Origin of the sequence: Bradyrhizobium retamae (genome assembly GCF_001440415.1) — a bacterium.
Classification (GTDB): Bacteria; Pseudomonadota; Alphaproteobacteria; order Rhizobiales; family Xanthobacteraceae; genus Bradyrhizobium; species Bradyrhizobium retamae.
In genome coordinates this window covers 268,237-290,567 of record NZ_LLYA01000159.1, presented here as the reverse complement: position 1 = coordinate 290,567, position 22,331 = coordinate 268,237, and the positions used below count along the sequence as shown (strand labels likewise).

Sequence of the window (22,331 nt, the reverse complement as noted above, 5' to 3'; positions counted from 1 at the left end):
GAAAAACGGAATCTTGGAATGAGCGATCGTCTTCTCGTGCTCGTGCGGCACGGCCAGAGCGACTGGAATTTGAAGAACCTGTTCACCGGCTGGAAGGATCCCGACCTCTCCGAACTCGGTGTATCGGAAGCAAAAGAGGCCGGCCGCACGCTCAAGGCGCAGGGATTAACGTTCGATGTCGCCTTTACCTCGGTACTGAAGCGGGCGCAGCGCACGCTCGACCTGGCGCTGGCGGAGATCGGCCAGACCGGATTGCCGACCAAATGCGATCTGGCGCTCAACGAACGCGATTACGGCGACCTCTCGGGACTCAACAAGGATGACGCCCGCAAGAAATGGGGTGAGGAGCAGGTCTTGATCTGGCGCCGCTCCTATGACGTGCCGCCGCCCGGCGGCGAAAGCCTCAAGGACACGCTGGCGCGCGCGCTGCCGTATTACGTGCAGGAGATCCTGCCTGGCGTGCTGCGCGGCGAGCGCACGCTGGTCGCCGCCCACGGCAACTCGCTGCGCGCGCTGATCATGGTGCTGGAGAAGTTGACGCCCGAGCAGATCTTGAAGCGCGAACTCGCGACCGGCGCGCCGGTGATCTACCGGCTCAATGCCGATTCGACGGTCGCGTCTAAGCTCGATCTGGCGGCGTGAGTTAACGCGCAATCGCATAGGGTGAGCAAAGGCGCACTCGCGCCGTGCCTACCATCTATCCGCATCATCAGCCTGAAGGGTGGCACGCGGAGCCTGTCATCGGGCGCGCATTCGCGCGACCCGTTGGCTTTGTCCACCGTACGACGTCAATGCAATCCGACCTGCCCCGCTTCCCAGCCGAGCATCGCCTGCTTGCGCGTGATGCCCCAGTGATAGCCGGTTAGCGCGCCGCCTTTGCCGAGGGCGCGATGGCAGGGCACCACGAAGGAAACCGGGTTGCGGCCGACCGCGGCGCCGACCGCGCGCGAGGCTTTCGGGCTTTTGATCTTGGTGGCGATGTCGGAATAACAGACCGCGCGGCCCATCGGGATCTTCAACAGCGTCTCCCACACCCGCACCTCGAAATCGGTGCCGATCAGCACCACGCGCAGCGGCTGGTCCGGCCGCCACAGCCGCGTATCAAAGATGCGTTGCGCGAGGCCGACGGTGCCGTCATGGTCCTCGACATAGGTCGCATTCGGCCAGCGCCGCTTCATGTCGGCGAACGCTGTCGGCTCGTCGCCGGGGTCGGCGAAGGCGAGCCCCGCAAGGCCTCGCTCGCTCGCGATCACGATGGCCGTGCCGAATGGCGAAGCATGGAACCCGTAACTCAGCGTCATGCCGGCGCCGCCATTCTTCCATTCGCCCGGCGACATCGCTTCATGGGTGACGAAGAGATCATGCAGCCGGCCCGGGCCGGACAGCCCCGAGTCGAGCGCGGCATCGAGCACGCTCGCGGAATCGCGCAGCAAGCTCTTCGCATGGTCCAGAGTGAGCGCCTGCATAAACGCCTTCGGCGTCAGTCCGGCCCAGCGGCGGAATAGATGGTGCAGTTCGTCCGGCGTCACGGCGGCGGCAACCGCCATCGCCTCGATGGTCGGCTGCGTGCGCCAATGTTCCGAGATGAACGCGATGGCGCGGCGCACCGAGTCATAGTCGCGCAGCGCGGCGCTCTGGTGGCCCGGCTTGGCCAGGCGCTGGTCATGTATGGCTGATATCATCATGGGATCTGATTTAGGGCGCACGCGGCCTCCAAACCACCCGATTTCTGACAAGCACCTCAAGCCACCGGATTATAGGTCGGCCCACGCTTGGCGACCTGTAGCGCGGCCAATAAGGCTTTGGCAAAGCTAGCCTTTTCGTCGGGTCCGAGAACTTGGCCTATCGACACCCGATGGCCGCGGGTGACCAGGTAAAGCCGCTCGATGCCGAATTCCGGGTCGCCGGTCTGCTCCAACTGCACCCAGACCGGATTGCACGACCATTCCATCAGATGGCCGCGATGGCTGATCCGCCGGACGCGCAACTCCGTTGGCGTCACCATGATGTCCTCGGTGGCATCAGCGCTGCGGAAATTAACCCGGAACGCCCAGTAGATCACCACTGCGTCGAGGCCGAAAAAGCCGATCACCGGCCAGGCGCCCATCAGCAAAAATGCGGTGCCGGCAACAAAGCTCACGGCGCTGATGAATGTCATCAGCACCAAAAAGCCGGTGCGGTTCAGCGAGCGATGCGGCGTCACCCGCGCCGAAAACAGCGTCGGCTGATCAAGCTCCGGATCAAAGTCGTTGCTTGCGATCATCGCGTGTCAGTATATCCCGATCATGGCCAAAAGCATCCGCTCTCTCAGCACCAAAAAAGCCGGTGTTCCATCGAAGCCGAATAGACCGGCGAAGAAGGCCGTCAAGGCGTTACCGGCGCGGACCAAAAGGGCACCGAAGCCGAAACCCTGGACGCCGGCCGAGATCCACGAGGCTTTCAGCCGATTTCGCAAGGCCAATCCGGAGCCGAAGGGCGAGCTCGAACATCTCAACCCCTACACGCTGCTGGTGGCGGTGGTGCTGTCGGCGCAGGCGACCGACGCCGGCGTCAACAAGGCGACACGCGCGCTGTTTGCGGTGGCCGATACGCCGGAGAAGATGCTGGCGCTCGGCGAAGACAAGGTGCGCGACTACATCAGGACCATCGGGCTCTACCGCAACAAGGCGAAAAACGTCATCGCGCTATCGCAAAAGCTGATTGATGAATTCGGCGGCGAGGTGCCGCGCACCCGCGCTGAAATCGAATCGCTGCCCGGAGCCGGCCGCAAGACCGCCAACGTCGTGCTCAACATGGCCTATGGCGAACACACCATGGCCGTCGACACGCATGTGTTCCGCGTCGGCAATCGTACCGGCCTCGCATCCGGCAACTCGCCGCTCGCGGTGGAGCTAGGGCTGGAAAAGGTGATCCCGCCGGAATTCATGCGGCACGCCCATCACTGGCTGATCCTGCACGGGCGCTATACCTGCCTCGCCCGCAAGCCGCGCTGCGAGGTGTGCTTGATCAACGATCTGTGCCGGTGGCCCGAAAAGACGGTGTGAGTCCCTTCTCCCTCTCCCCGCCAAGAGCGGGAGAGGGAGAAGATTACCCCACCGGCATGCCCGGCTTGCGCGCGGGCTCGATCAACTCCGGCCGCGGGCCCGATAATCGCTTGTGCATGTGGACCATGAAGGCCATGCCGAATAGCGGCGTCGCCAGATTGACGATCGGGATCGACACGAACGCCGCGATGAAGAGGCCCGCGGTGAACACGGTCGCGGCGTGGTCCTTGCGCATAGCCTTGGCATCCGCCGGCGAGCGAAAGCGCATGGCGGCGAGTTCGAAATATTCGCGGCCCAAAAGCCACGCCGTGGCGATGAAGAAGATCAGGAAGCCCGCGCCTGCGAACAGCACGAAGGGCAGGGCGATCAGATAGACCAGAATGGTGAGCAGCGCCGTCTTGAGGCCCTCGGGGATGGCGACGCCGAACGGCAGCGCGTCGCCGGGACGCTCGGCTGGATAATGCTCGCGCTCGACATGCTCGGCGACGTCATCGACAAACACGCTCGCAACCAGCGAGGTAACCGCCGGCATCAGGAAGATCCCGCCCAGCACGACGCCAAGGCCGGCCGCGATCGAGATGACCCAGGAAAGGATATTAAGCGACGTGTGGAAGCCCGGGCCGAGCATCGCCTCGGCCCAGACTTCGCCGTACTCAGCGAACCAGCTCAATGCACGCTGCAAGCCGACGGCCAGCACCGTAATCAGCACCAGCGCCAGCCCGATCGAGCGCCACAGGATGGTGCGCATCGGCGGCGACAGGATCTGCGAAAGCGCCTTGACGGCGGCGTCCAACATGGCGGTTCTGCCTCTTGTGAAAAAGCCTTCGCGAGAGGTAGATAGCCGCAAGGGCTTCGGCAAGAGCCGCCCCCCCCCGGGGAGGCGAGGCTGCCGTCAAGAACAATGCCGCATGAGGCTGCCATGACCCGTGTCCAGGAGATCTATCCCGACAACAAGATCGTGCTGCGCGAGGTCGGCTTGCGCGACGGCCTGCAGCTCGTGAAGACATTTCCATCCACATCCGCCAAGCAGCGCTGGATTCGCGATGAGTATGCCGCCGGTGTGCGGCATTTCGAGGTTGGCTCGTTCCTGCCGCAAAAGACGTTTCCGCAATTCGCCGATGTGCGCGACATCATCGGGACCGTGGCGTCGCTGCCCGGCGCCTACGGCATCGCGCTGACGCTGAACGAGCGTGGCGTCAACGAGGCACTGGCGTCTGGCGTGGCCGAAGTGGCAACCGTGGTCTCGGCAACCGAGGAACACAGCCAGGCCAACGCCAATCGGTCGCGGGTGTCAGCGATCGGCAACGTCAGGCGGCTCTGCGAATTGCGCGACGCCAGCGCGCACAGACCGGTGGTGAACGCCGCGATCTCAATGGCGCTGGGTTGTTCGATCGTAGGTCCCGTGGACCCTGCGGAAGTGCTGCGGCTGACGGAGCAATTGTTCGAGACCGGCGTCGACATGGTCGCGATCGCCGACACGGTCGGCTATGCCGGGCCAAAACAGGTCGGCGAACTGGTCGCTGGCGCAGTGAAGATCGCAAGTGGAAAGCCGATCTGCATTCACCTGCATGACACGCGCGGCATGGGGATCGCCAACGCTTCCGCCGCGCTCGACTCCGGCGCGCGCGTTCTCGATGGATCGCTCGGCGGCCTCGGCGGCTGCCCGTTCGCGCCGGGCGCGACCGGCAACGTGGTGTTCGAGGATCTGGTGTTTCTGTGCGAGAGCAAGGGATTTGCGACAGGCATAGATGTCGAGAAGCTGATCGCGGTGCGCGGCATCCTGAAATCGGAAATGCCGGATGAGACGCTGTATGGCGGGCTGGCACGCGCCGGATTGCCGCGCGGGAAAGCGGCGTGATCCAACGCCCGCCTGAGTAGGCCGTGTCCCGGAGGCGGTGCAGCGCCTCTTGGGTGATGCGCCGCAGAGCCGGGACCCACCCGCCGCAAGTAGGATACCGGAACGGCAGCGCATCACGCCGCAAACGCGGCGCGCCACGGAACGCATGACGCAACTACAGCCGCGTCAACCGCAATCGCAGCGCGTTGCCGACGACGCTGACGGAGGATAGCGCCATGGCCGCCGCAGCGATGATCGGTGACAGCAATAGCCCGAACGTCGGATAGAGAATGCCGGCGGCGATCGGGATGCCGGCGGAGTTGTAGATGAAGGCGAAGAACAGGTTCTGCCTGATATTGCGCATGGTCGCCTGCGACAGCCGGCGGGCGCGGACAATGCCGCCGAGATCGCCCTTCAGCAAAGTGACGCCAGCGCTTTCCATCGCAACATCCGTTCCCGTGCCCATCGCGATGCCGACTTCGGCCGCGGCGAGCGCCGGCGCGTCGTTGACGCCGTCGCCGGCCATCGCAACGATCTTGCCGGCCTTCTGCAGTTTTGCGACCACCGCGCTCTTCTGATCGGGCAGCACTTCCGCCTCGACCTCGGCGATACCAAGGCCGCGTGCGACGGCGTTCGCCGTGGTTCTGTTGTCGCCGGTCAGCATGATGACCTTGATGCCCTCCGCCGCCAGTGCCTTCAGGGCGTCAGGTGTCGATGCCTTCACGGGGTCGGCGATCGCGAACAATCCCGCAAGCTTGCCATCAACCGCCATGTTGATCACCGTCGCGCCATCGCCGCGCAGACGCTCGCCCTGTTCGTTCAACGCGCTGGCATCGATGCCGAGGGACTGCAGGAAGTTCGCGTTGCCGAGCACGATGGTCTTGCCGTCGATCTTGCCGGTGGCGCCCTTGCCGGTCGGCGAATCGAACGCCTCGACCTTGCCGATGTCGAGATTGCGCTCTTTGGCCGACCGCACGATGGCGTCGGCCAGCGGGTGTTCGCTGGCCCGCTCGACGCTCGCAGCCAGCCGCAGAATTTCTGCCTCTTCAAATCCCGCGGCCGTCACGATGGTGACCACCTTCGGCTTGCCCTCGGTCAGCGTGCCCGTTTTGTCGACCACCAGCGTGTCGACCTTCTCCATGCGCTCCAGCGCTTCGGCGTTCTTGATCAGAACGCCGGCCTGGGCGCCGTGGCCGACGCCGACCATGATCGACATCGGCGTGGCGAGGCCGAGCGCGCAGGGGCAGGCGATGATGAGGACGCTGACGGCGGCGACCAGGCCGAATGCCATGCGCGGCTCCGGTCCGAACCAGGCCCAGGCACCGAATGCGATCAGCGCCACGGCGATGACAACGGGCACGAACCAGCCGGAAACTTGATCGGCCAGCCGCTGGATCGGCGCGCGCGAGCGCTGCGCATCCGCCACCATTTTCACGATCTGGGACAGCAGCGTGTCGCGGCCAACCTTGTCGGCGCGCATGATGAAGCCGCCGGACTGGTTGAGCGTGCCTGCGATCACCTTGCTGCCGGGCTCCTTGGTGACCGGCATGGATTCGCCCGTTACCAGGGCTTCGTCGAGCGAGGAGCGGCCTTCGAGGATGACGCCGTCGACCGGCACCTTCTCGCCCGGTCGGACCCGCAGCTTGTCGCCCACCGCCAACGCGTCGATTTCGACCTCATGATCCGTGCCGTCGTCGCCGATCCGGCGCGCGGTCTTCGGCGCAAGCTGCAGCAGCGCCTTGATCGCGCCTGACGTCGCCTCGCGGGCGCGGAGTTCGAGCACCTGGCCGAGCAGCACGAGCACGGTGATGACCGCCGCCGCTTCGAAATAGACCGCGACCGCACCGCCATGGCCGCGGAAGGTGGCCGGGAAGATGCCGGGCGCAACGGTGCCGATCACGCTGTAGGCATAGGCCACGCCGGTGCCCATCGCGATCAGCGTGAACATATTGAGATTGCGCGTTACCAGCGACTGCCAGCCCCGCACGAAGAATGGCCAGCCGGCCCAGAGCACGACCGGGGTGGCGAACGCTAGCTGAACCCAGTTCGACAGCGTCTGGTCGACCCAGCCATGGCCGCCGACGAGGTGGCCGCCCATTTCGAGGATGACGGCCGGCAGCGCAAGCACGAGGCCGATCCAGAAGCGGCGCGTCATGTCCGCGAGTTCCGGATTGGGCGGCGCATCGAGGCTTGCCACCTCCGGCTCCAGCGCCATGCCGCAGATCGGGCAGCTTCCCGGACCGACCTGGCGGATCTCGGGGTGCATCGGGCAGGTGTAGATCGTGCCCTCCGGCACGGCGGCCTTCGGCCTCTTGTCCTTCTCGAGATAGGCGACGGGATCGGCGGCGAATTTGGTGCGGCAGCCGGCCGAGCAGAAATGAAAGGTCTCGCCGTGATGGTCGAAGCGGTGCTTGCTGGTCGCGGGGTTCACGGTCATGCCGCAAACGGGATCGCGCACGGTTGCCGCACCGGCGGCTTGATTACCGTGGTGGCTGTGACTGGCGCCGCAGCATGCGCCCTTCGAAGCGCCGTTTCGATCGGCGTTTTCATTGTTGTTCATCATCATCTCCGGCACTTGAAACCTATACCCTGTAGGGGTATATAGGCCGCATGCGAAAAGACATCAAGGCATCCTGTCAGAAACGTCTCAGCCGGATCGAGGGCCAGGTCCGCGGCCTGTCACGAATGGTTGATGAGGACCGTTACTGCATCGACATCGTCACCCAGATCTCCGCCGTCCGGGCCGCGTTGCGGCGTGTCGAGGAGGAGGTGTTGCGGGATCACGTGGCGCACTGCGTCGAGCACGCCATCACCAGCGGCAACAAGGCCGACCAGCGAGAAAAGATCGCTGAACTTATGGACGTGATCGGGCGCTCCGACCGGTAGCATCGCGGCAATGGTCTCGTGAGATGGTCGGCGATTATCGCTTGCGAGCCAGTCGCGCGCCTTGATCCAGATCAGTGTCAGTCGTGCCTGCGCGCCCGGGGCTTCTTGCCCGAGACCGTCGGGATCATCACCACGCGGCCATAGCGCACGCCGCGCTCGGCGATGATGTGATCGGCAAGCTGCCGGACCTCGCCGCTTGCACCCTTTAGCGCCGTCACCTCCATGCAAGAATCGTCGTCAAGATGCACATGTAGCGTCGCCAGCGACAGATCGTGGTGGCCGTGGAAATTCTGTACCAGCCGTTTTGAGAGGTCGCGCGCGGCGTGATCGTAGACGTAGACCAGTGCGGCGACGCATTGGCCCGATGGCGTGGCGTTCTCGGCGCTTTGCTGCAGGCCAGCGCGGGCCAGATCGCGCATGATCTCGGAGCGGTTCTGATAGCCGCGGGCTTCCGCCGCCGCGTCGATCTCGGCGAGCAGCTCGTCTTCGATCGTGATCGTAATCCGTTGCATGGAAAATTCCGTTCTGGCTCCAGTATGATATTCCTATTGTATCGTCATACTGCGCTTGCTAGCGTGATGCGCCGGGTTAAGTCGAACTGATGCGGTCGCGCGCCGATTGTAGCAGTTATCATGCAGGGGCATGAGCGTTGCGTCGATCTGCTTGGGGGGCATTTTCCGCCGCCGCATTACTGCTCGCGATGGTGTCGCCGGCGAACGCGCAGAGCGTCGCTGCCGCAGGGGCCGACCGGCTTCCCGCTGTGACTATAGATCCTCCTGAAGCGCGGCCGCGCAACCGGGCCAAGCTGCCGCGCGCTCAACAAGCCGCCCGAAATTCCTCCGCCATTCAGCCGAGCGCGCCTGTTCTGCTGCCCGTCACCGGTGGCGTGACGTCCGGGTCCGCGACGGCAGGGCCGGCATACCTGCAACCGACCGCGGCCAGCGCCACGACGATCAGCGGCACGGAGCTGAACGCCCGGCCTTTTTCGCGCGCCGGCGAGGCGCTGGAGGTGGTGCCGGGGCTGATCGTTACCCAGCATTCCGGCGAGGGCAAAGCCAACCAGTATTTTCTGCGCGGCTTCAATCTCGATCACGGCACCGATCTCGCCATCAGCGTTGACGGCATGCCGGTCAACATGCCGAGCCATGGTCACGGCCAGGGCTATGCCGATATCAATTTTCTGATTCCGGAACTGGTGCAGTCCGTCAATGTCCGCAAGGGACCGTACTTCGCCGACCAAGGCGACTTCGCGTCCGCAGGCGCTGTCGCCATCGACTATGTCAACCGGCTGCCGAACAATATCACTGAGCTGACCTTCGGCAGTTTTGGCCATCGCCGCGCGCTGGCGGCGGGGTCGACGGCGGTCGGCGCAGGCACCTTGCTCAGCGCGTTCGAGGGCGTCGCTTATAACGGTCCATGGGACGTGCCCGACCATATGCGCAAGCTCAACGGCGTGCTGCGCTACAGCCAGGGCACCGCGACCGACGGCTTTACGCTGTCGGCGATGGCCTATTCCAACGGCTGGACTTCGACCGACCAGGTGGCGCAGCGCGCGATCGACCAGGGCGTGATCGGCCGGTTCGGGACGCTCGATCCGACCGATGGCGGCGTCTCGAGCCGGTTCTCGCTGTCGAGCAACTGGGCGCAGTCGAGCGCGTATGGGCAGAGCAAGGTCAACGCCTATGTGATCAACTCGTCGCTGCGGCTCTACAACAACTTCACCTATTTTCTCGACGATCCCGTCAATGGCGATCAGTTCAGCCAGATGGACCGACGCACGGTCTATGGCCTCAACGCCAGCCACGCCTTCGATGTACGCGTGGGCGGGATCGAAACGCAGACCCGCATCGGACTACAGACGCGCAGCGATGATATCCGTGTCGGCCTGTTCAAGACGTTGCAGCGCGAGACGCTTTCGACTGTTCGCGAAGACAGCGTGAGGGAAGGCAATGTCGGCCTGTGGGCCGACACGACGGCGCGCTGGACCGATTGGCTGCGCACCACGGTCGGCATCCGCGAGGATTATTTTGCGGGAAGGGTGCTGAGCGATACGCCGCAAAATTCCGGCAACGCGCAGGCGTCGATGGCGAGCCCCAAGGCCGGATTCGTGCTGGGGCCATGGTATCGAACCGAGTTCTACGGCAATGCGGGCTACGGCCTGCACTCTAACGATATCAGAGGCGCAACCATCACCGTCGATCCGATCGACAAAGTGACGCCGCAGGATCGCGTGCCGCTGCTGGTGCGATCGAAGGGCAGTGAGATCGGCATCCGCAGCAAGGCGATTGAAGGCTTTAGCAGCTCGCTTGCGGTGTTCGTGCTGAATTTCGATTCCGAGCTGCTGTTCGTCGGCGATGCCGGCACCACCGAACCGAGCCGGCCCAGCCGGCGCGTCGGCGTGGAATGGACCAACCAATATCAAATTCTGCCGTGGATGCGGCTCGACTTCGATGTCGCCTACACCCGCGCCCGCTTTACCGATGTTGATCCCGCCGGCAATTTCATCCCGGGCGCGCCGGCGTGGGTCGGGAGCGGCGGCGTGACATTTGGCGGCGAGGCCGGCTGGTTCGGCACGCTGCGTGGACGCTATTTCGGCCCGCGTCCGCTGATAGAGGACGACAGCATCCGTTCGCAATCAGCGCTGATCTTCAATGCACGCGCGGGCTACAAATTCGACAATGGCCTGCGGCTGCAGCTCGACGTACTCAATCTCTTCAATGCGAAGACCAACCAGATCGAGTACTACTATCTGTCGCGATTGCCGGGCGAGCCGATGGGTGGGATCGCGGATCGCCATGTCCATCCGGCGGAGCCGCTCGCGGTACGGCTGACGGTGGCGGGAAGATTTTAGATTGGATGGTGGGCAAAGGCGCTTCGCGCCGTGCCCACCATCCATCCGGAGTGTCGCTTCAAATGGTAGGCACGCGGAGCCTGTCATCACTCCGCGAGCGCACTTGCGCTCGTCGCGGGGCGCGCATTCGCGCGACCCGTTGGCTTTGCCTACGTACAAGTTCGTGCTTTTACGCCACCGGCTCCGGCCTGCGTGGCCTCATGCGGCGCTCGGGCTGGCGGACCGGGACATATTCGACGGCGAGATAATGTTCCGACACGGTGACGCGTTCGACCATCGTCGCAACAGTCACTTCTTCAGCCGCAGGCGGAAGCGGCGTCTCTTGGTCAATCTCTTCAGGAACAAGCGGCGGCGATTTGATCTCTGGAAACACACCGAATTGGCCCGCTACCTCCGGGAGCGGCTTCTGCTTGTCGGCCCAGTGCAGGGCCGTGTAGTCGAAGCCGTGCACGATGGTGGGTTTGACGACTTCGAAATAGGGCGAGATGTCGAAATCGCGCGGCATGTAGAGCGAGGAATCACGGATATGCAGGATTTCGCGCCGAGCCTTTCGCGAGGCGGCGCGGGTAATCTTGGGCAGGATCGGATAGCGCACGGCGTCGAATGCCTGCGCGATCAGCGCCGAGCAGATGATCTTGGTGGGATCGCCGGAGCCGAACGCGATCATGCGCCGCCGCCATCGCTGCGGTATCGGCAACGGAATCAGATAGCGCATTAAATCGACGATGTTCTTGGTGTCGTAGCCGAAGCCGATCCGGTTGATGGCGTAGCGGCACACCGTGGTGCGGTCCTCGTAGGACAGGCCGACCGGACGGCAGATGCGGGTGTGATAGGGAAAATATTTCGACAGCGGCGCAGAGGTGACGCCCTCGCCGATATTGGCCTCGATCAGCACATGTGGCTCGCCGTCGGGCTCGGTGGCGCCTTCAACCGGGCCGACATAGAGCGCGCCATGCGACCAGGTCGACTGCGTGAGGTATTTGATGATGCCGGAGATCCGGTTGTTGCCTTCGACCAGCAGCACATCGCCGGGCTCGATGACGCCGCGCAGATGTTCGGGGTCGCTGGGCGTGAACGGCTCATAGCCCGGGACTTCCTTCTGCAGGTAGCCCGCGATCAATTGGCCGATGGTGTCGAGCATTACGCCCATGAAACTCCCCCAGAGCGGCTTTTCCTCCGCTTTTTTTGTTTCCTTATCATGGTCGCAAGCCGTTTCAATTTAGTTCATGCGGGATGCCGGTCAATCATGATTGATTTACCATGAGTGTTGCTGCGTCACGTGAGATGCTGCACAGTTCGCTAGCTGTTCTCGCGTCCTTCAGGTCCCGGAAACCATGACATGACATTGACCCGCCGCGCCTTTCTGTCGGCGTCTGCAGGCCTGGCGGCGGTTCCGGGCCTTTTCGGTGCGCGTGCGGGGGCCGCGCCCTTGCCGCGGGATGCCGACATCGTGGTGATCGGCGCAGGCGCGGCCGGCATTGCTGCGGCGCGACGGATCATGGCGGCGAACCGCAGGGTGATTGTGGTGGAGGCGGCGAGCCAGATCGGCGGCCGCTGCCAGACCGACGTTTCGACTTTCGACGTACCGTTCGACCGCGGCGCGCGCTGGATGCACAATCCCGAGACCAATCCGATGATCAAACTGGCGCGGGCGGCCGGGCTCGAGATCACGAGCGCGCCATCCGGCCAGAAGATCCGGATCGGTCGCCGCAACGCCCGCGCCGGCGAGACCGAAGAGTTTCTGGCAGCGCTGGTACGCGCCAACCGCGCCATCGACGAGGCCGCGCGGCGGTTCGATGTTTCCTGTGCTTCCGTGCTGCCGAAGGATCTCGGCGTTTGGGCGGGCACGGCGGAATTTGTGCTGGGGGCCAGCTTCTCCGGCAAGGATCTGAACGACGTCTCGGTCGGCGACAAGTCGCGCGCGCAGGACCGCAACATCGCGATCGGCTGCCGCCAGGGACTGGGCACGCTGATCGCAAAACTCGGTGAGCAGGTGCCGGTGGCGCTGTCGACGCCCGCCAGCCGGATTTCCTGGAGCAACCGCGACGTCAGCGTGGAAACGCGTGCCGGAAAGGTCGTCGCCCGCGCTGCCGTCGTCACGGTGTCAAGCAACGTGCTGGCGGCCGGCAATATCAAGTTTGCGCCCGACATTCCGAAGCGCATGCTCGACGCGGCTTCGAAACTCAGCCTCGGCAGCTACGACCGGATCGCCCTGCAGATGGTGGGCAATCCGCTCGGCCTCGCGCGTGACGACATCATCATCGAGCAGAGCAATTCGACCAGGACGGCGCTGATATCAGCCAATATCGGTGGCTCATCGCTCTGCACCCTCGATGTCGGCGGCTCGTTCGGCCGCGATCTTTCCTCGCAGGGCGAGAACGCGATGGTGGCGTTTGCGGTGGAATGGCTGACGAAACTGTACGGCAGCGAGGCGGCCGCCGCGGTGACGAAATCGAGCGCGACGCGCTGGAACGCCGCGCCGTTCACGCTCGGCGCGATGTCGGCGGCCGATCCTGGCGGGCAGTCCTCGCGAAAGGTTCTCACCGAGCCGATCGGCTGCATGTATCTCGCCGGCGAGGCGACCCATGAAACGCTGTGGGGGACGGTCGACGGCGCTTGGGAGAGTGGCGAGCGCGCCGCAGAGGCGGCATTGCGGCGGATCGGCGCTCTAAAGGGTCCCGAGCCGGAGGCGCGACCGGCGAAGCAGCGGCGGCGCGCACCGTCTCCGATCAACTGATGGCCCGTCCCAAAGCACTGATCTCCTGGTCGAGCGGCAAGGATTCAGCCTTTGCGCTGCACGAAGTGATGCGCGCGGGCGAATTCGAGGTGGTCGGCGCGCTGACCACCGTGACCGAGACGTTCGGCCGCGTCTCGATCCATGGCGTGCGGCAGGAAATCTTGCAGGCGCAATGCGAGGCCGCCGGCCTGCCGCAGCGGATCGTGCCTATACCCTATCCCTGTCCGAACGAGATCTACGAGGCGCGGATGGGCGCGGCAGTCGCGCAAGCGGTTGCCGACGGCGTCACGCACATGATCTTCGGTGATCTGTTCCTGGCTGACATCCGCGCCTATCGCGAACAGAAGCTCGCGGGCACCGGAATCACGCCGGTGTTTCCGCTTTGGGAGCGGCCAACGCCGGAGCTCGCGCGAGCAATGATCGCAAGCGGGCTGGAAGCCCACATTGCGACCGTCGATCTGAAGAAGCTGCCGGCGGAATTTGCCGGTCGCAAATTCGACGCAACGCTGCTCGCCGACTTGCCGGACGGTATCGATCCCTGCGGCGAGAACGGCGAGTTTCACACCTGCGTCGTGGCAGGGCCGATGTTTTCAGGGCGGGTGGCAGCGATGACCGGCGAGCGCATCGAGCGTGACGGGTATGCGTATTGCGACCTGGTGATGGATAATGAATCCGTCGTCCCGGCCAAACGAAGCGCGAGCAGGAATCCATAACCACAGTTGCTAGTGCTAGCACGCTGGGGCTACATCCAACTCGAACGTCAAACGCTTGTGGGTCCCTTGCGTTCGCAGGGACGATGGCGTCAGCGCAAAACACCATCCAGCGCCGGCAGGCCGAAGACAACCGCGGCCGCGATCAGCGCGTAACAGATCGAGCGGAATACGGTTTCGCTGGCTTTGCCGAACAGCGATGCGCCGAACCAGACGCCGATTCCGTAGACGGGGCCGACCACCAGCGCGAATTTGATCGCATCCATCGTGATCAGTCCGGTCGCGGCGTAACTCACGGCGGAGAAGAAATCCGAGGCGCCGAAGAACAGCACGATATTGGCGCGGGCAATGACTGACGGTATCGGGCGGCCGAGCCAGTAGCCGACGATCGGTGGGCCGCCGGTCTGGGCGAGGCCACTGCAAAAGCCCGACAGCCCGCCGATGCCGATCGAGACCGCCACGTGGTCCTTGCCGCGGTAACGCCAGCCCGAGAGCAGCAGCAACAGCAATGCGAACACGAAGGCGGAAATGATCCAGCGCGTCGTCACCGGCTCTAACCGGCTCAGGAAATAGGTGCCGATTGGCACGCCGATCAGCGCACCCACCACTATGACCGCAGTCGCCTTGCGGTCAGCCTTCTCCCACGCATTGGGCAGCAACGGCGCGGCGGCGACGAAATCGATGATCAGGAGCAGCGCGGCCACCAGCCGCGGGTCGGCGATCGAGCTGGCTAGCGGCATGAAGATCAGCGCCGCCCCGAACCCGGAAAAGCCCCGCGCCGTGCCCGACATGAAGGCGACGGCGCAAATCGCGATTGCGGCGTTGAGGCTGATGTCGGAAGGGATGAGACCGAGAGGGCTCATCCCCGCAACGTGCCGCCGGTCTTCTTCGTCACCTCGGCCACGATCTTCGCCGCTACGGCGTCGATCTCCTGATCCGTCAGCGTCTTCTCGCGCGGCTGGATCGTCACGGCGATCGCGATCGACTTTTTGGCCGGATCGATGCCCTTGCCTTCATAGACGTCGAACACGGCCACGTCCGTGATCAGCTTCCGGTCCGCGCCTTGCGCCGCGCGTACGATGTCGCCGGCCTTGACGGCGCGATCGACGATGAACGCAAAATCGCGCGATACCGGCTGGAACGCGGAGAGTTCGAGCAGCGGCTTGGCGCGGGTCGGCTTCTTCTTGGCATCGGGAATGCGGTCAAGGATCACCTCGAACGCGATCATCGGGCCGTCGGCGCCGAGCGCCTCCAGTGTGCGCGGATGCAGCTCGCCGAAATAGCCGAGCACGTTCTGCGGCCCGATCTGGATGGTGCCGGAACGGCCGGGATGCAGCCACGCAGGTCCACCCGGCACGATCTGCAACGCCTGCATCGGCGCGCCGGCCGCCGCGAGCACCGCGAAGGCATCGGCCTTGGCGTCGAGCGCATCAGTCTGAGCGGAGCCGGACCAATGCCGGCCCATGCCGTTTGAGGACGCAAAGCCGTGGCGCACGCCTGAGGCTGCAACGAACTGGTTCTCGGGCTTGTCGCCCTTAAAGATCTGGCCGACCTCGAACAGCGCGACGTCGGAGCAACCGCGGTTGGCGTTGGCCTGCGCCGCGGCGACGAGACCCGGCAAAAGGCTCGGCCGCATGTCGGAGAGATCGGAAGCGATGGGGTTGGCGAGCACGAGCTCGGCCTGACCGCCGCCGAACATCTCAGCATGCGGCTTGGAAATGAACGACCATGTCACGGCTTCCACCATGCCGCGCGCAGCGAGTGCGCGCTTGGCGCGGCGGGTGCGGAGCTGGATCGTGGTCAGCACCGGCTTGCGCGCTTCGTCACCGCGCTCGAACGGCGCCATCGGCACCTTGTCGACGCCGACGATGCGGACGATTTCCTCGACGATGTCGGCCTTGCCGTGCGCGTCGGTGCGCCAGGAGGGAACGGCGACCTTCACGACCGGGCCGTTGCCGGCCACCATGAAGCCGAGATGGCCGAGGATGCGCCGCATTTCGACCAACGGCACCTCAATGCCTGCCAGGCGTTTGACCTCGCTCAGTGGAAAATCGATGATGCGATCGTCGCCGAACGCATTACCGACGACCACGGTCTCCGACGGCGTACCGCCGCAGAGCTCCATCACCATTTTGGTGGCGAGCTCGAGTCCCGGCACCATGAAGGCCGGATCGACGCCGCGCTCGAAGCGGTAGCGCGCATCCGAATTGATGCCGAGCTTGCGCCCGGTCTGCGCGATGTTGATTTCATTCCACAGCGCCGATTCGATCAGTACGTCGGTCGTGTTCTCGTCGCAGCCGGAAGTCTCGCCGCCCATGATGCCAGCAAGCGATTCGACGCCATGCTCATCCGATATCACGCAGATCGAGGGATCGAGCGTGTAGGTGCGGCCGTCGAGCGCCAGCAGGCTCTCGCCTTCCTTGGCGCGGCGCACGGTGAGATTGCCCGTGACCTTGCTGGCGTCGAACACATGCAGTGGCCGGGCGCGGTCGTAAGTCATGAAGTTGGTGATGTCGACCAGCGCATTGATCGGCCGCAACCCGATCGCGGTCAGGCGCTTCTGCAGCCATTCCGGCGAGGGACCGTTCTTGACCCCGCGCACCAGCCGCAACGCGAAGCCCGGACACAGCGTCGCATCTTCCACCGTCACTTTCACCGGACAAGGGAATTCGCCCTTGACCGGCCTGATGCCGGGATCGATCAACTTGCCCATATCGGCTGCGGAAAGGTCTCGCGCGATGCCATGTACGCCGGTGCAGTCCTGGCGGTTCGGCGTGAGGTTGATTTCGAGCACGGGATCGCCAAGCCCGGCCCATTCGGCATAACCCTTGCCGATCGGCGCATCGACCGGCAGCTCCATTATGCCGTCATGGTCCTCGGAAAGCTGCAGCTCGGCCGCCGAGCACAGCATGCCGCGGCTCTCGACACCCCGGATGGTGCCGACGCCGAGCGTGATGTTCTTGCCCGGGATGAACGTGCCGGGCGGCGAGAACACGCTGACGAGCCCAGCGCGCGCATTCGGCGCGCCGCAGACCACCTGCACCGGCGCAGCACCATTGCCGGTGTCGACCATGCAGACCCGCAGACGATCGGCATTGGGATGCTGCTCGGCCGAGATCACCCGCGCGATGGAGAATGGCGCGAGCGCCTTCGCCTTGTCCTCGATGCTCTCGACCTCGAGCCCGATCATGGTGAGCTTGTCGGCAAGCTTTTCCAGCGGCTCGTCGGTGTCGAGATGTTCCTTCAGCCAGGAGAGCGTGAATTTCATGACGATGGTTTCTCTTGTCCCCTCTCCCGCGCTTGTCCGCCGAAGCCTCGGCGAAGGCGGACGCGGGGGAGGGCTAGGGTGGAGGCTCTCTCCGCAATGGCGGTCTCGACGAGGCTCACGTGCTCAATCCCCCCGCCAGCGTCGGGACGTCGAGCGGCTTGAAGCCGTAATGCGAGAGCCAGCGCACGTCGTTCTCGAACAATTGCCGGAGATCGGACATGCCGTATTTCAGCATCGCGATGCGGTCGATGCCCATGCCCCAGGCAAAGCCCTGATAGACATCAGGGTCGATGCCGCAGGCGCGCAGCACGTTCGGATGCACCATGCCGCAGCCAAGAATCTCCAGCCAGTCCTCGCCTTCGCCGAAACGGATCTCGCCCTTGTCGCGCCGACACTGGATGTCGACCTCGAGCGAGGGCTCGGTGAACGGGAAGAACGACGGGCGGAACCGCATGTTGATATGGTCGACCTCGAAGAACGCCTTGCAGAACTCGTGCAAAATCCATTTGAGGTGGCCGAGATGCGAGCCCCTGTCGATGACGAGGCCTTCGACCTGATGGAATTGCGGCGTATGGGTCGCGTCCGAATCGATGCGATAGGTACGGCCCGGGCAAACCACGCGGATCGGCGGCTTTTGCGACAACATTGTGCGCACCTGCACCGGCGAGGTGTGGGTCCGCAGCAGCATGCGCGAACCGTCTTCCTTCGGATTGAAGAAGAAGGTGTCATGCATCTCCCGCGCCGGATGGCCCTCGGGGAAGTTCAATTTCGTGAAATTGTAATCGTCGGTCTCGATATCAGGACCTTCGGCGATCGCAAATCCCATGTCGGCGAAGATCGTGTTGACCTCCTCGAAGACCTGGCTCAGCGGATGGATACGGCCCTGTTCGGCCGGGCTTTCCCGCAGCGGTAGCGTGACGTCGATGGTCTCGGAGGCAAGCCGGGCATCGAGCGCCGCCGATTTCAGGATGTCGCGCCGTGCCGTGAGCGCCTGTGTAACCTTGTCCTTGGCAAGGTTGATCGCGGCGCCTTGCGTCTTGCGCTCGTCCGGCGACATCTTGCCGAGGGTGGCGAGCAGCGCCGAGATCGAGCCCTTCTTGCCGAGAGCCGCGACACGCACGGCTTCAAGCGCGGCTTCGTCGCCGGCGGCGGCGATCTGGCTGAGAATTTGGGATTCGAGTTGAGCTAGGTCGGACATGGCGACGGTACCTTTGGGGAACGCGCGCTCGCAGTCCATACGGGATCGCCGTCATCCGCGAAGGCGGATGATCCCAGTAACCCCCGGAGTCAAAATGTCGGTCGGTGGTTACTGGATGCCCCGCCCCAGTGCGCAATTGCGCACAAGGCGGAGCATGACACCGGAATTGCAAGAACGCCGCAGCGATTGCGAATTAGGCCGCCAGCGCGGCCTTGGCCTTCTCGGCAATCGCCTGGAACGCCGCCGGCTCGTTGATGGCGAGATCCGACAGCACCTTGCGATCCACCGTGATGCCCGACTTCGAGAGGCCGTTGATAAAGACGCTGTAGGTCATGCCGTACGGACGCACAGCCGCGTTCAGACGCTGGATCCAGAGCGCGCGGAAGGTGCGCTTCTTGCGCTTGCGGTCGCGAAACGCATATTGCCCGGCCTTCTCGACCGCGGCCTTGGCGGCGCGGATGGTGTTCTTGCGGCGGCCGTAAAAGCCCTTGGCGGCCTTGTAGACTTTCTTATGCTTGGCGTGAGCGGTCACACCGCGTTTGACGCGAGACATGACTGGTATCCTTGATCAGAAATAAGATGACGGGATCGCCGCGCGGGCGCGGCTCGGCTGCTGTGGCGTGAACGCGATCAGGCGTTCGGCAAGAAGTACTTCTTGACGTTGTCGCCGTCGGTCTTGAACAGCACGCGGGTGCCGCGGAGCTGACGAATCTGCTTCTTCGTCCGCTTGATCATGCCGTGGCGCTTGCCGCGCTGGGCGTGCATCACTTTGCCGGCGGCAGTCACCTTGAAGCGCTTTTTAGCGCCTGACTTGGTCTTCAGCTTGGGCATTTGGCTCTCCTGTGGCCGCAGAAAAACGCGCCCGAGGGGCGCTTTTGCGGCTTAAAATGCTCGTTAGAGCGTTGAAAGTGCTCAGGTTTTTCCCAAAAACGAGGCAACCCGCACGGACATCGACACGGCAGCCCTTGATCAGCCGGGCGATGAAGGTGGGGCTTATGGCAGAGGAAACGCCAAATGGCAACGATGAACCGCGGGGGGCGGTGCCGTTACCAACGCCGTGATGTCGTCAATTACCTTGGTGCGGAGCAGGAAGAATGACCCGATTTCAGCGATCGATTGCCTGTTGTCACGCGTTTCCCGGCCTGCGTTGCCTGCGCTGGCTTCCCGTATTCGCCACGCTTGCCGCCGTGGCCACGCCTGGTGGCGCCGATGCAGCCAGCAGAAGGGTCGCAGGCGTCTATGACGGCACCTGGAACGTGGTTTTCGCGACGACGCGGGGCAATTGCAGTTCCGGATACAGTGTCCCCTTCACGGTTGCCGGTAACCGCGTGTCGTCGGCCGGCGGTGGCCGGGTTTCCGGTTCGGTCAATCGTACCGGTGCGGTTGCGGTCAAGGTTTCCGTCGGCGCCTCCAAGGCTAGCGGCGGCGGCCGGCTCGCCGGCATCAGCGGCGCGGGCGCATGGAGCGGCATCATCACCGGCGACCGCTGCAGCGGCACCTGGCAGGCCACGCGGATCTAGATCTAGCTCGTGTCCCGGACGCGCGTGAACGCGCTGTCGGCGTTGCGCAGCATCCGGGGAATGCAATCGGCACCAACGAAAACGGCCCGCCGGATCGTCCAACGGGCCGCTTCGATTTCACTAACTCAACTTAGCGCGGCGCCAGCACCATCACGACCTGGCGTCCCTCGAATCTGGCGTCCTGCTCGACCTTGGCGAATTCGGCGACGTCGGCCTTCACCTTGTCCAGGAGCTTGGTGCCGATTTCCTGGTGCGCCATTTCGCGGCCACGGTAGCGCAAGGTGATCTTGACCTTGTCGCCTTCCTCAAAGAACCGCTGCATGGCACGCATTTTCACGTCGTAGTCGTGATCGTCGATCATCGGCCGCAGCTTGATCTCCTTGATCTCGACGATCTTCTGCTTCTTGCGCGCCTCGGCGGCTTTCTTCTGTGCCGAATACTTGAACTTCCCGTAGTCCATGATCTTACAGACGGGAGGATTGTTGTTCGGCGAAATCTCGACAAGATCCATGCCCGCCTCGAGCGCCATCTTGATGGCGACCACGGTCTCGACCGTTCCGTGGTTGGTGCCGTTCTGATCGATCAGCTGGATCTGCGCGTTGCGGATATCATCATTGGTGCGCGGCCCGTCTTTGGTTGCAGCGGGCGGGGCTCTGTTGGGACGGCGAATGGGTAACTCTCCAAAGTTGTGAAAGAAGGGCCGTAGTTTGAAGCAATACGCTCAAGACAGCAAGCGAACTCGCGGTCTGCACCCGAAAACCGTCAAATGCGAGGCATTTCGGTCACGTCCGGCAAATATAGCGCGGCGGCCTGATCCGCAAGCGCCGGGCGGTCTCGTGCTTGACCGATAGAGCGCGCTCGCGGACAAAGCGGCAAGGCGAGAGTGACAGATCCATGACTGATTCAGCGACAAATTCAGCGCCAATCGACCAGGAACCGACCTTTGTCGAGGTGGGAGAGGGTGTCGCCCGCCGCCGGATCGCGGTGCGCGCCCGCGCCGGCGGCGACCCCGGACTATTCTGGCTCGGTGGCTTCAATTCCGACATGCGGGGGACCAAGGCGCTCGCGCTGGACGCGTGGGCTGCGGAACACGGCCGGACCTGTATTAGATTCGATTATTCCGGCCATGGCGAATCGGGCGGCGCTTTCATCGATGGCACCATCGGACGCTGGCTGGAAGAGAGCGTTGCCGTATTCGAGCAATTCTGCCGGGGCCCGCAGGTCGTGATCGGCTCATCGATGGGCGGCTGGCTGGCGCTCTTGCTAGCGCGCGCCATCGCCGAGCGTGAGGCGACGCAGGCGAACCTCGCCGGGCTGGTGCTAATCGCGCCGGCGCCTGATTTCACCGAGCAATTGATGTGGAACAGTTTTTCCGACGAGGTCCGCGAGGAGATTAGGACCGAGGGCGTGTGGATGCGGCCTTCGGAGTATGGCGACGGCGCACCCTATCAGATCACGCGCGCACTGATCGAGGAGGGCCGCAACCATCTCCTGCTCGGCAGCGCCATTGAAGTCGGGTGCCCGGTCCGCATCCTGCAGGGTGCGCAGGATCCCGACGTGCCCTGGCAGCACGCTTTCGCGCTGGCGCACCGGTTGCCGGCCGAGGACGTGGTGTTGACCATGATCCAGGACGGCGACCACCGTCTGTCCCGCCCGCAAGACATCGCGCGGATCATCGCTGCGGTGGAGGAGATGGGGTGATCTCTGCCCACTTGGTTCAGTGTCATCATCCGCCACCGGGTCGCGCGACGCGCGCCCGATGACGGGGTATGACGATCCTGGGAGACAACGCCATGAACACATCCCCATGCTCCGCGCCTTCTGCGATGCCGTCGAGCAGCGAAATGGCAAGGCGTTCGCGGAACTGTTTACGGAGGACGGCGTCTATCACGACGTGTTCTATGGCGCGTTTGAAGGCCGGGCCAAAATCGCTGACTTGATCGACGACTGGTTCTATCGCACCGCGACCGATTTTCGCTGGGACATGCATGATCCCGTCACTGACGGCCACACGCCTATGCGCGCTATACCTTCAGCTATCGCTCGACGCTACCGGAGGCGAAAGGCGCGCGGGCGATGTTCGAGGGCGTCGCGATCATGCGGCTGCGCGACGGCAGAATCGCTGAGTACCACGAGGTCGCCAACACCGCCCCGGCGTTCGTCGATCTCAAATTTGCGCCCGAGCGGATCGCCAAGATCGTTGCCAGGCAGGGCGCGGCTCTGAAGGCACGGCCGGAGATGAGGCGGCATTTGGCGGAGTGACGACGCGCACTGTGGCGC

Annotated in this window: 21 protein-coding genes and 1 pseudogene; 10 read left to right on the top strand and 12 right to left on the bottom strand. The window is 64.1% G+C overall.

The annotated features are described in order from the left end of the window. Positions 1–18: 18 nt before the first annotated feature. Positions 19–642, top strand: coding sequence for a 2,3-bisphosphoglycerate-dependent phosphoglycerate mutase (locus tag CQ13_RS21495; protein WP_057844811.1), 624 nt, complete (start codon positions 19–21; stop codon positions 640–642). A gap of 146 nt (positions 643–788) precedes the next feature. Here the strand turns inward: CQ13_RS21495 and CQ13_RS21490 are convergent, their stop codons facing one another. Both CQ13_RS21490 and CQ13_RS21485 read right to left on the bottom strand, forming a co-directional pair. Next, positions 789–1,685: a methylated-DNA--[protein]-cysteine S-methyltransferase gene (locus CQ13_RS21490; RefSeq protein WP_057844810.1), complete on the bottom strand. Its 897-nt coding sequence runs from the start codon at positions 1,683–1,685 to the stop codon at positions 789–791. Between the two features lie 56 nt (positions 1,686–1,741). Continuing rightward, positions 1,742–2,263 carry a DUF2244 domain-containing protein gene (locus tag CQ13_RS21485; RefSeq protein ID WP_057844809.1) on the bottom strand — a complete coding sequence of 174 codons (522 nt, stop codon included), beginning with the start codon at positions 2,261–2,263 and terminating at the stop codon, positions 1,742–1,744. A gap of 22 nt (positions 2,264–2,285) precedes the next feature. Between CQ13_RS21485 and nth the strand changes: the two genes are divergently transcribed. Continuing rightward, entirely contained in the window at positions 2,286–3,044 is a 759-nt protein-coding gene (nth, locus tag CQ13_RS21480; RefSeq protein WP_057844808.1) for an endonuclease III, read from the top strand. Between the two features lie 43 nt (positions 3,045–3,087). Here the strand turns inward: nth and CQ13_RS21475 are convergent, their stop codons facing one another. Further along, positions 3,088–3,840 (bottom strand): sulfate transporter family protein, encoded by a 753-nt coding sequence (locus CQ13_RS21475; protein WP_057844807.1) that lies wholly within the window; start codon positions 3,838–3,840, stop codon positions 3,088–3,090. Between the two features lie 123 nt (positions 3,841–3,963). Between CQ13_RS21475 and CQ13_RS21470 the strand changes: the two genes are divergently transcribed. Then, on the top strand, positions 3,964–4,902 hold the full coding sequence (locus CQ13_RS21470) for a beta/alpha barrel domain-containing protein (protein ID WP_057844806.1): 939 nt from the start codon (positions 3,964–3,966) through the stop codon (positions 4,900–4,902). A 154-nt stretch (positions 4,903–5,056) separates the two neighbouring features. Here CQ13_RS21470 and CQ13_RS21465 read toward each other — a convergent pair whose 3' ends face one another. Next, on the bottom strand, positions 5,057–7,441 hold the full coding sequence (locus tag CQ13_RS21465; RefSeq protein WP_082637569.1) for a heavy metal translocating P-type ATPase: 2,385 nt from the start codon (positions 7,439–7,441) through the stop codon (positions 5,057–5,059). 50 nt (positions 7,442–7,491) lie between these two features. On the opposite strand from CQ13_RS21465, the gene CQ13_RS21460 reads away from it, so the two are divergent. Continuing rightward, positions 7,492–7,767 carry a metal-sensitive transcriptional regulator gene (locus tag CQ13_RS21460; RefSeq protein ID WP_057844804.1) on the top strand — a complete coding sequence of 92 codons (276 nt, stop codon included), beginning with the start codon at positions 7,492–7,494 and terminating at the stop codon, positions 7,765–7,767. A 77-nt stretch (positions 7,768–7,844) separates the two neighbouring features. On the opposite strand, the gene nikR is transcribed toward CQ13_RS21460, so the two are convergent. Further along, entirely contained in the window at positions 7,845–8,279 is a 435-nt protein-coding gene (gene nikR, locus CQ13_RS21455) for a nickel-responsive transcriptional regulator NikR (RefSeq protein ID WP_057844803.1), read from the bottom strand. Positions 8,280–8,467: 188 nt separating this feature from the next. On the opposite strand from nikR, the gene CQ13_RS21450 reads away from it, so the two are divergent. Then, the gene (locus tag CQ13_RS21450; protein ID WP_057844802.1) at positions 8,468–10,618 is read left to right on the top strand and encodes a TonB-dependent receptor; all 2,151 of its coding nucleotides are present in this window, start codon (positions 8,468–8,470) and stop codon (positions 10,616–10,618) included. Between the two features lie 169 nt (positions 10,619–10,787). Here CQ13_RS21450 and CQ13_RS21445 read toward each other — a convergent pair whose 3' ends face one another. Then, a complete protein-coding gene (locus CQ13_RS21445) occupies positions 10,788–11,768 on the bottom strand; it encodes a YiiX/YebB-like N1pC/P60 family cysteine hydrolase (protein WP_057844801.1) in 981 nt (326 codons plus the stop codon). A 189-nt stretch (positions 11,769–11,957) separates the two neighbouring features. Here CQ13_RS21445 and CQ13_RS21440 point away from each other — a divergent pair, with 189 nt between their 5' ends. Further along, positions 11,958–13,355 (top strand): flavin monoamine oxidase family protein, encoded by a 1,398-nt coding sequence (locus CQ13_RS21440; protein ID WP_057844800.1) that lies wholly within the window; start codon positions 11,958–11,960, stop codon positions 13,353–13,355. Next, positions 13,355–14,068 (top strand): Dph6-related ATP pyrophosphatase, encoded by a 714-nt coding sequence (locus CQ13_RS21435; protein WP_057844799.1) that lies wholly within the window; start codon positions 13,355–13,357, stop codon positions 14,066–14,068. The genes CQ13_RS21440 and CQ13_RS21435 overlap by 1 nt, the downstream gene beginning before the upstream one ends. 89 nt (positions 14,069–14,157) lie before the next feature. Here the strand turns inward: CQ13_RS21435 and CQ13_RS21430 are convergent, their stop codons facing one another. The 5 genes from CQ13_RS21430 to rpmI form a co-directional block, all read right to left on the bottom strand. Beyond that, the gene (locus CQ13_RS21430; RefSeq protein WP_057844798.1) at positions 14,158–14,928 is read right to left on the bottom strand and encodes a sulfite exporter TauE/SafE family protein; all 771 of its coding nucleotides are present in this window, start codon (positions 14,926–14,928) and stop codon (positions 14,158–14,160) included. Then, positions 14,925–17,333 carry a phenylalanine--tRNA ligase subunit beta gene (gene pheT, locus CQ13_RS21425; RefSeq protein ID WP_057844797.1) on the bottom strand — a complete coding sequence of 803 codons (2,409 nt, stop codon included), beginning with the start codon at positions 17,331–17,333 and terminating at the stop codon, positions 14,925–14,927. The genes CQ13_RS21430 and pheT overlap by 4 nt, the downstream gene beginning before the upstream one ends. Positions 17,334–17,448: 115 nt before the next feature. Then, positions 17,449–18,531, bottom strand: a complete 1,083-nt coding sequence (gene pheS / locus CQ13_RS21420; RefSeq protein ID WP_057844880.1) for a phenylalanine--tRNA ligase subunit alpha — start codon at positions 18,529–18,531, stop codon at positions 17,449–17,451. Between the two features lie 193 nt (positions 18,532–18,724). Continuing rightward, complete coding sequence (gene rplT / locus CQ13_RS21415) at positions 18,725–19,084, bottom strand: 50S ribosomal protein L20 (RefSeq protein ID WP_028347928.1); 360 nt, start codon at positions 19,082–19,084, stop codon at positions 18,725–18,727. Between the two features lie 77 nt (positions 19,085–19,161). Further along, complete coding sequence (rpmI, locus tag CQ13_RS21410; RefSeq protein ID WP_057844796.1) at positions 19,162–19,362, bottom strand: 50S ribosomal protein L35; 201 nt, start codon at positions 19,360–19,362, stop codon at positions 19,162–19,164. Positions 19,363–19,625: 263 nt separating this feature from the next. Between rpmI and CQ13_RS21405 the strand changes: the two genes are divergently transcribed. Next, positions 19,626–20,051, top strand: coding sequence for a hypothetical protein (locus tag CQ13_RS21405; protein WP_057844795.1), 426 nt, complete (start codon positions 19,626–19,628; stop codon positions 20,049–20,051). Between the two features lie 130 nt (positions 20,052–20,181). On the opposite strand, the gene infC is transcribed toward CQ13_RS21405, so the two are convergent. Continuing rightward, positions 20,182–20,721, bottom strand: a complete 540-nt coding sequence (gene infC / locus CQ13_RS21400) for a translation initiation factor IF-3 (protein WP_028347926.1) — start codon at positions 20,719–20,721, stop codon at positions 20,182–20,184. Between the two features lie 224 nt (positions 20,722–20,945). Here infC and CQ13_RS21395 point away from each other — a divergent pair, with 224 nt between their 5' ends. Both CQ13_RS21395 and CQ13_RS21390 read left to right on the top strand, forming a co-directional pair. Continuing rightward, positions 20,946–21,752, top strand: a complete 807-nt coding sequence (locus tag CQ13_RS21395) for an alpha/beta hydrolase (RefSeq protein ID WP_057844794.1) — start codon at positions 20,946–20,948, stop codon at positions 21,750–21,752. Positions 21,753–21,858: 106 nt separating this feature from the next. Further along, positions 21,859–22,313 (top strand): annotated as a pseudogene (locus CQ13_RS21390) (nuclear transport factor 2 family protein). Positions 22,314–22,331: the final 18 nt, after the last annotated feature.

Bases quoted from the DNA above. Each gene is read 5' to 3' on its own strand.
- CQ13_RS21475 (WP_057844807.1), bottom strand. From the start codon at position 3,840: ATGTTGGACGCCGCCGTCAAGGCGCTTTCGCAGATCCTGTCGCCGCCG.
- CQ13_RS21395 (WP_057844794.1), top strand. From the start codon at position 20,946: ATGACTGATTCAGCGACAAATTCAGCGCCAATCGACCAGGAACCGACC.
- CQ13_RS21490 (WP_057844810.1), bottom strand. From the start codon at position 1,685: ATGATGATATCAGCCATACATGACCAGCGCCTGGCCAAGCCGGGCCAC.
- pheT (WP_057844797.1), bottom strand. From the start codon at position 17,333: ATGAAATTCACGCTCTCCTGGCTGAAGGAACATCTCGACACCGACGAG.
- pheS (WP_057844880.1), bottom strand. From the start codon at position 18,531: ATGTCCGACCTAGCTCAACTCGAATCCCAAATTCTCAGCCAGATCGCC.
- CQ13_RS21470 (WP_057844806.1), top strand. From the start codon at position 3,964: ATGACCCGTGTCCAGGAGATCTATCCCGACAACAAGATCGTGCTGCGC.
- CQ13_RS21485 (WP_057844809.1), bottom strand. From the start codon at position 2,263: ATGATCGCAAGCAACGACTTTGATCCGGAGCTTGATCAGCCGACGCTG.
- CQ13_RS21440 (WP_057844800.1), top strand. From the start codon at position 11,958: ATGACATTGACCCGCCGCGCCTTTCTGTCGGCGTCTGCAGGCCTGGCG.
- CQ13_RS21465 (WP_082637569.1), bottom strand. From the start codon at position 7,441: ATGAACAACAATGAAAACGCCGATCGAAACGGCGCTTCGAAGGGCGCA.
- CQ13_RS21460 (WP_057844804.1), top strand. From the start codon at position 7,492: ATGCGAAAAGACATCAAGGCATCCTGTCAGAAACGTCTCAGCCGGATC.
- CQ13_RS21495 (WP_057844811.1), top strand. From the start codon at position 19: ATGAGCGATCGTCTTCTCGTGCTCGTGCGGCACGGCCAGAGCGACTGG.
- CQ13_RS21450 (WP_057844802.1), top strand. From the start codon at position 8,468: ATGGTGTCGCCGGCGAACGCGCAGAGCGTCGCTGCCGCAGGGGCCGAC.
- CQ13_RS21435 (WP_057844799.1), top strand. From the start codon at position 13,355: ATGGCCCGTCCCAAAGCACTGATCTCCTGGTCGAGCGGCAAGGATTCA.
- CQ13_RS21405 (WP_057844795.1), top strand. From the start codon at position 19,626: ATGACCCGATTTCAGCGATCGATTGCCTGTTGTCACGCGTTTCCCGGC.
- CQ13_RS21445 (WP_057844801.1), bottom strand. From the start codon at position 11,768: ATGGGCGTAATGCTCGACACCATCGGCCAATTGATCGCGGGCTACCTG.
- CQ13_RS21430 (WP_057844798.1), bottom strand. From the start codon at position 14,928: ATGAGCCCTCTCGGTCTCATCCCTTCCGACATCAGCCTCAACGCCGCA.
- rplT (WP_028347928.1), bottom strand. From the start codon at position 19,084: ATGTCTCGCGTCAAACGCGGTGTGACCGCTCACGCCAAGCATAAGAAA.
- rpmI (WP_057844796.1), bottom strand. From the start codon at position 19,362: ATGCCCAAGCTGAAGACCAAGTCAGGCGCTAAAAAGCGCTTCAAGGTG.
- nikR (WP_057844803.1), bottom strand. From the start codon at position 8,279: ATGCAACGGATTACGATCACGATCGAAGACGAGCTGCTCGCCGAGATC.
- nth (WP_057844808.1), top strand. From the start codon at position 2,286: ATGGCCAAAAGCATCCGCTCTCTCAGCACCAAAAAAGCCGGTGTTCCA.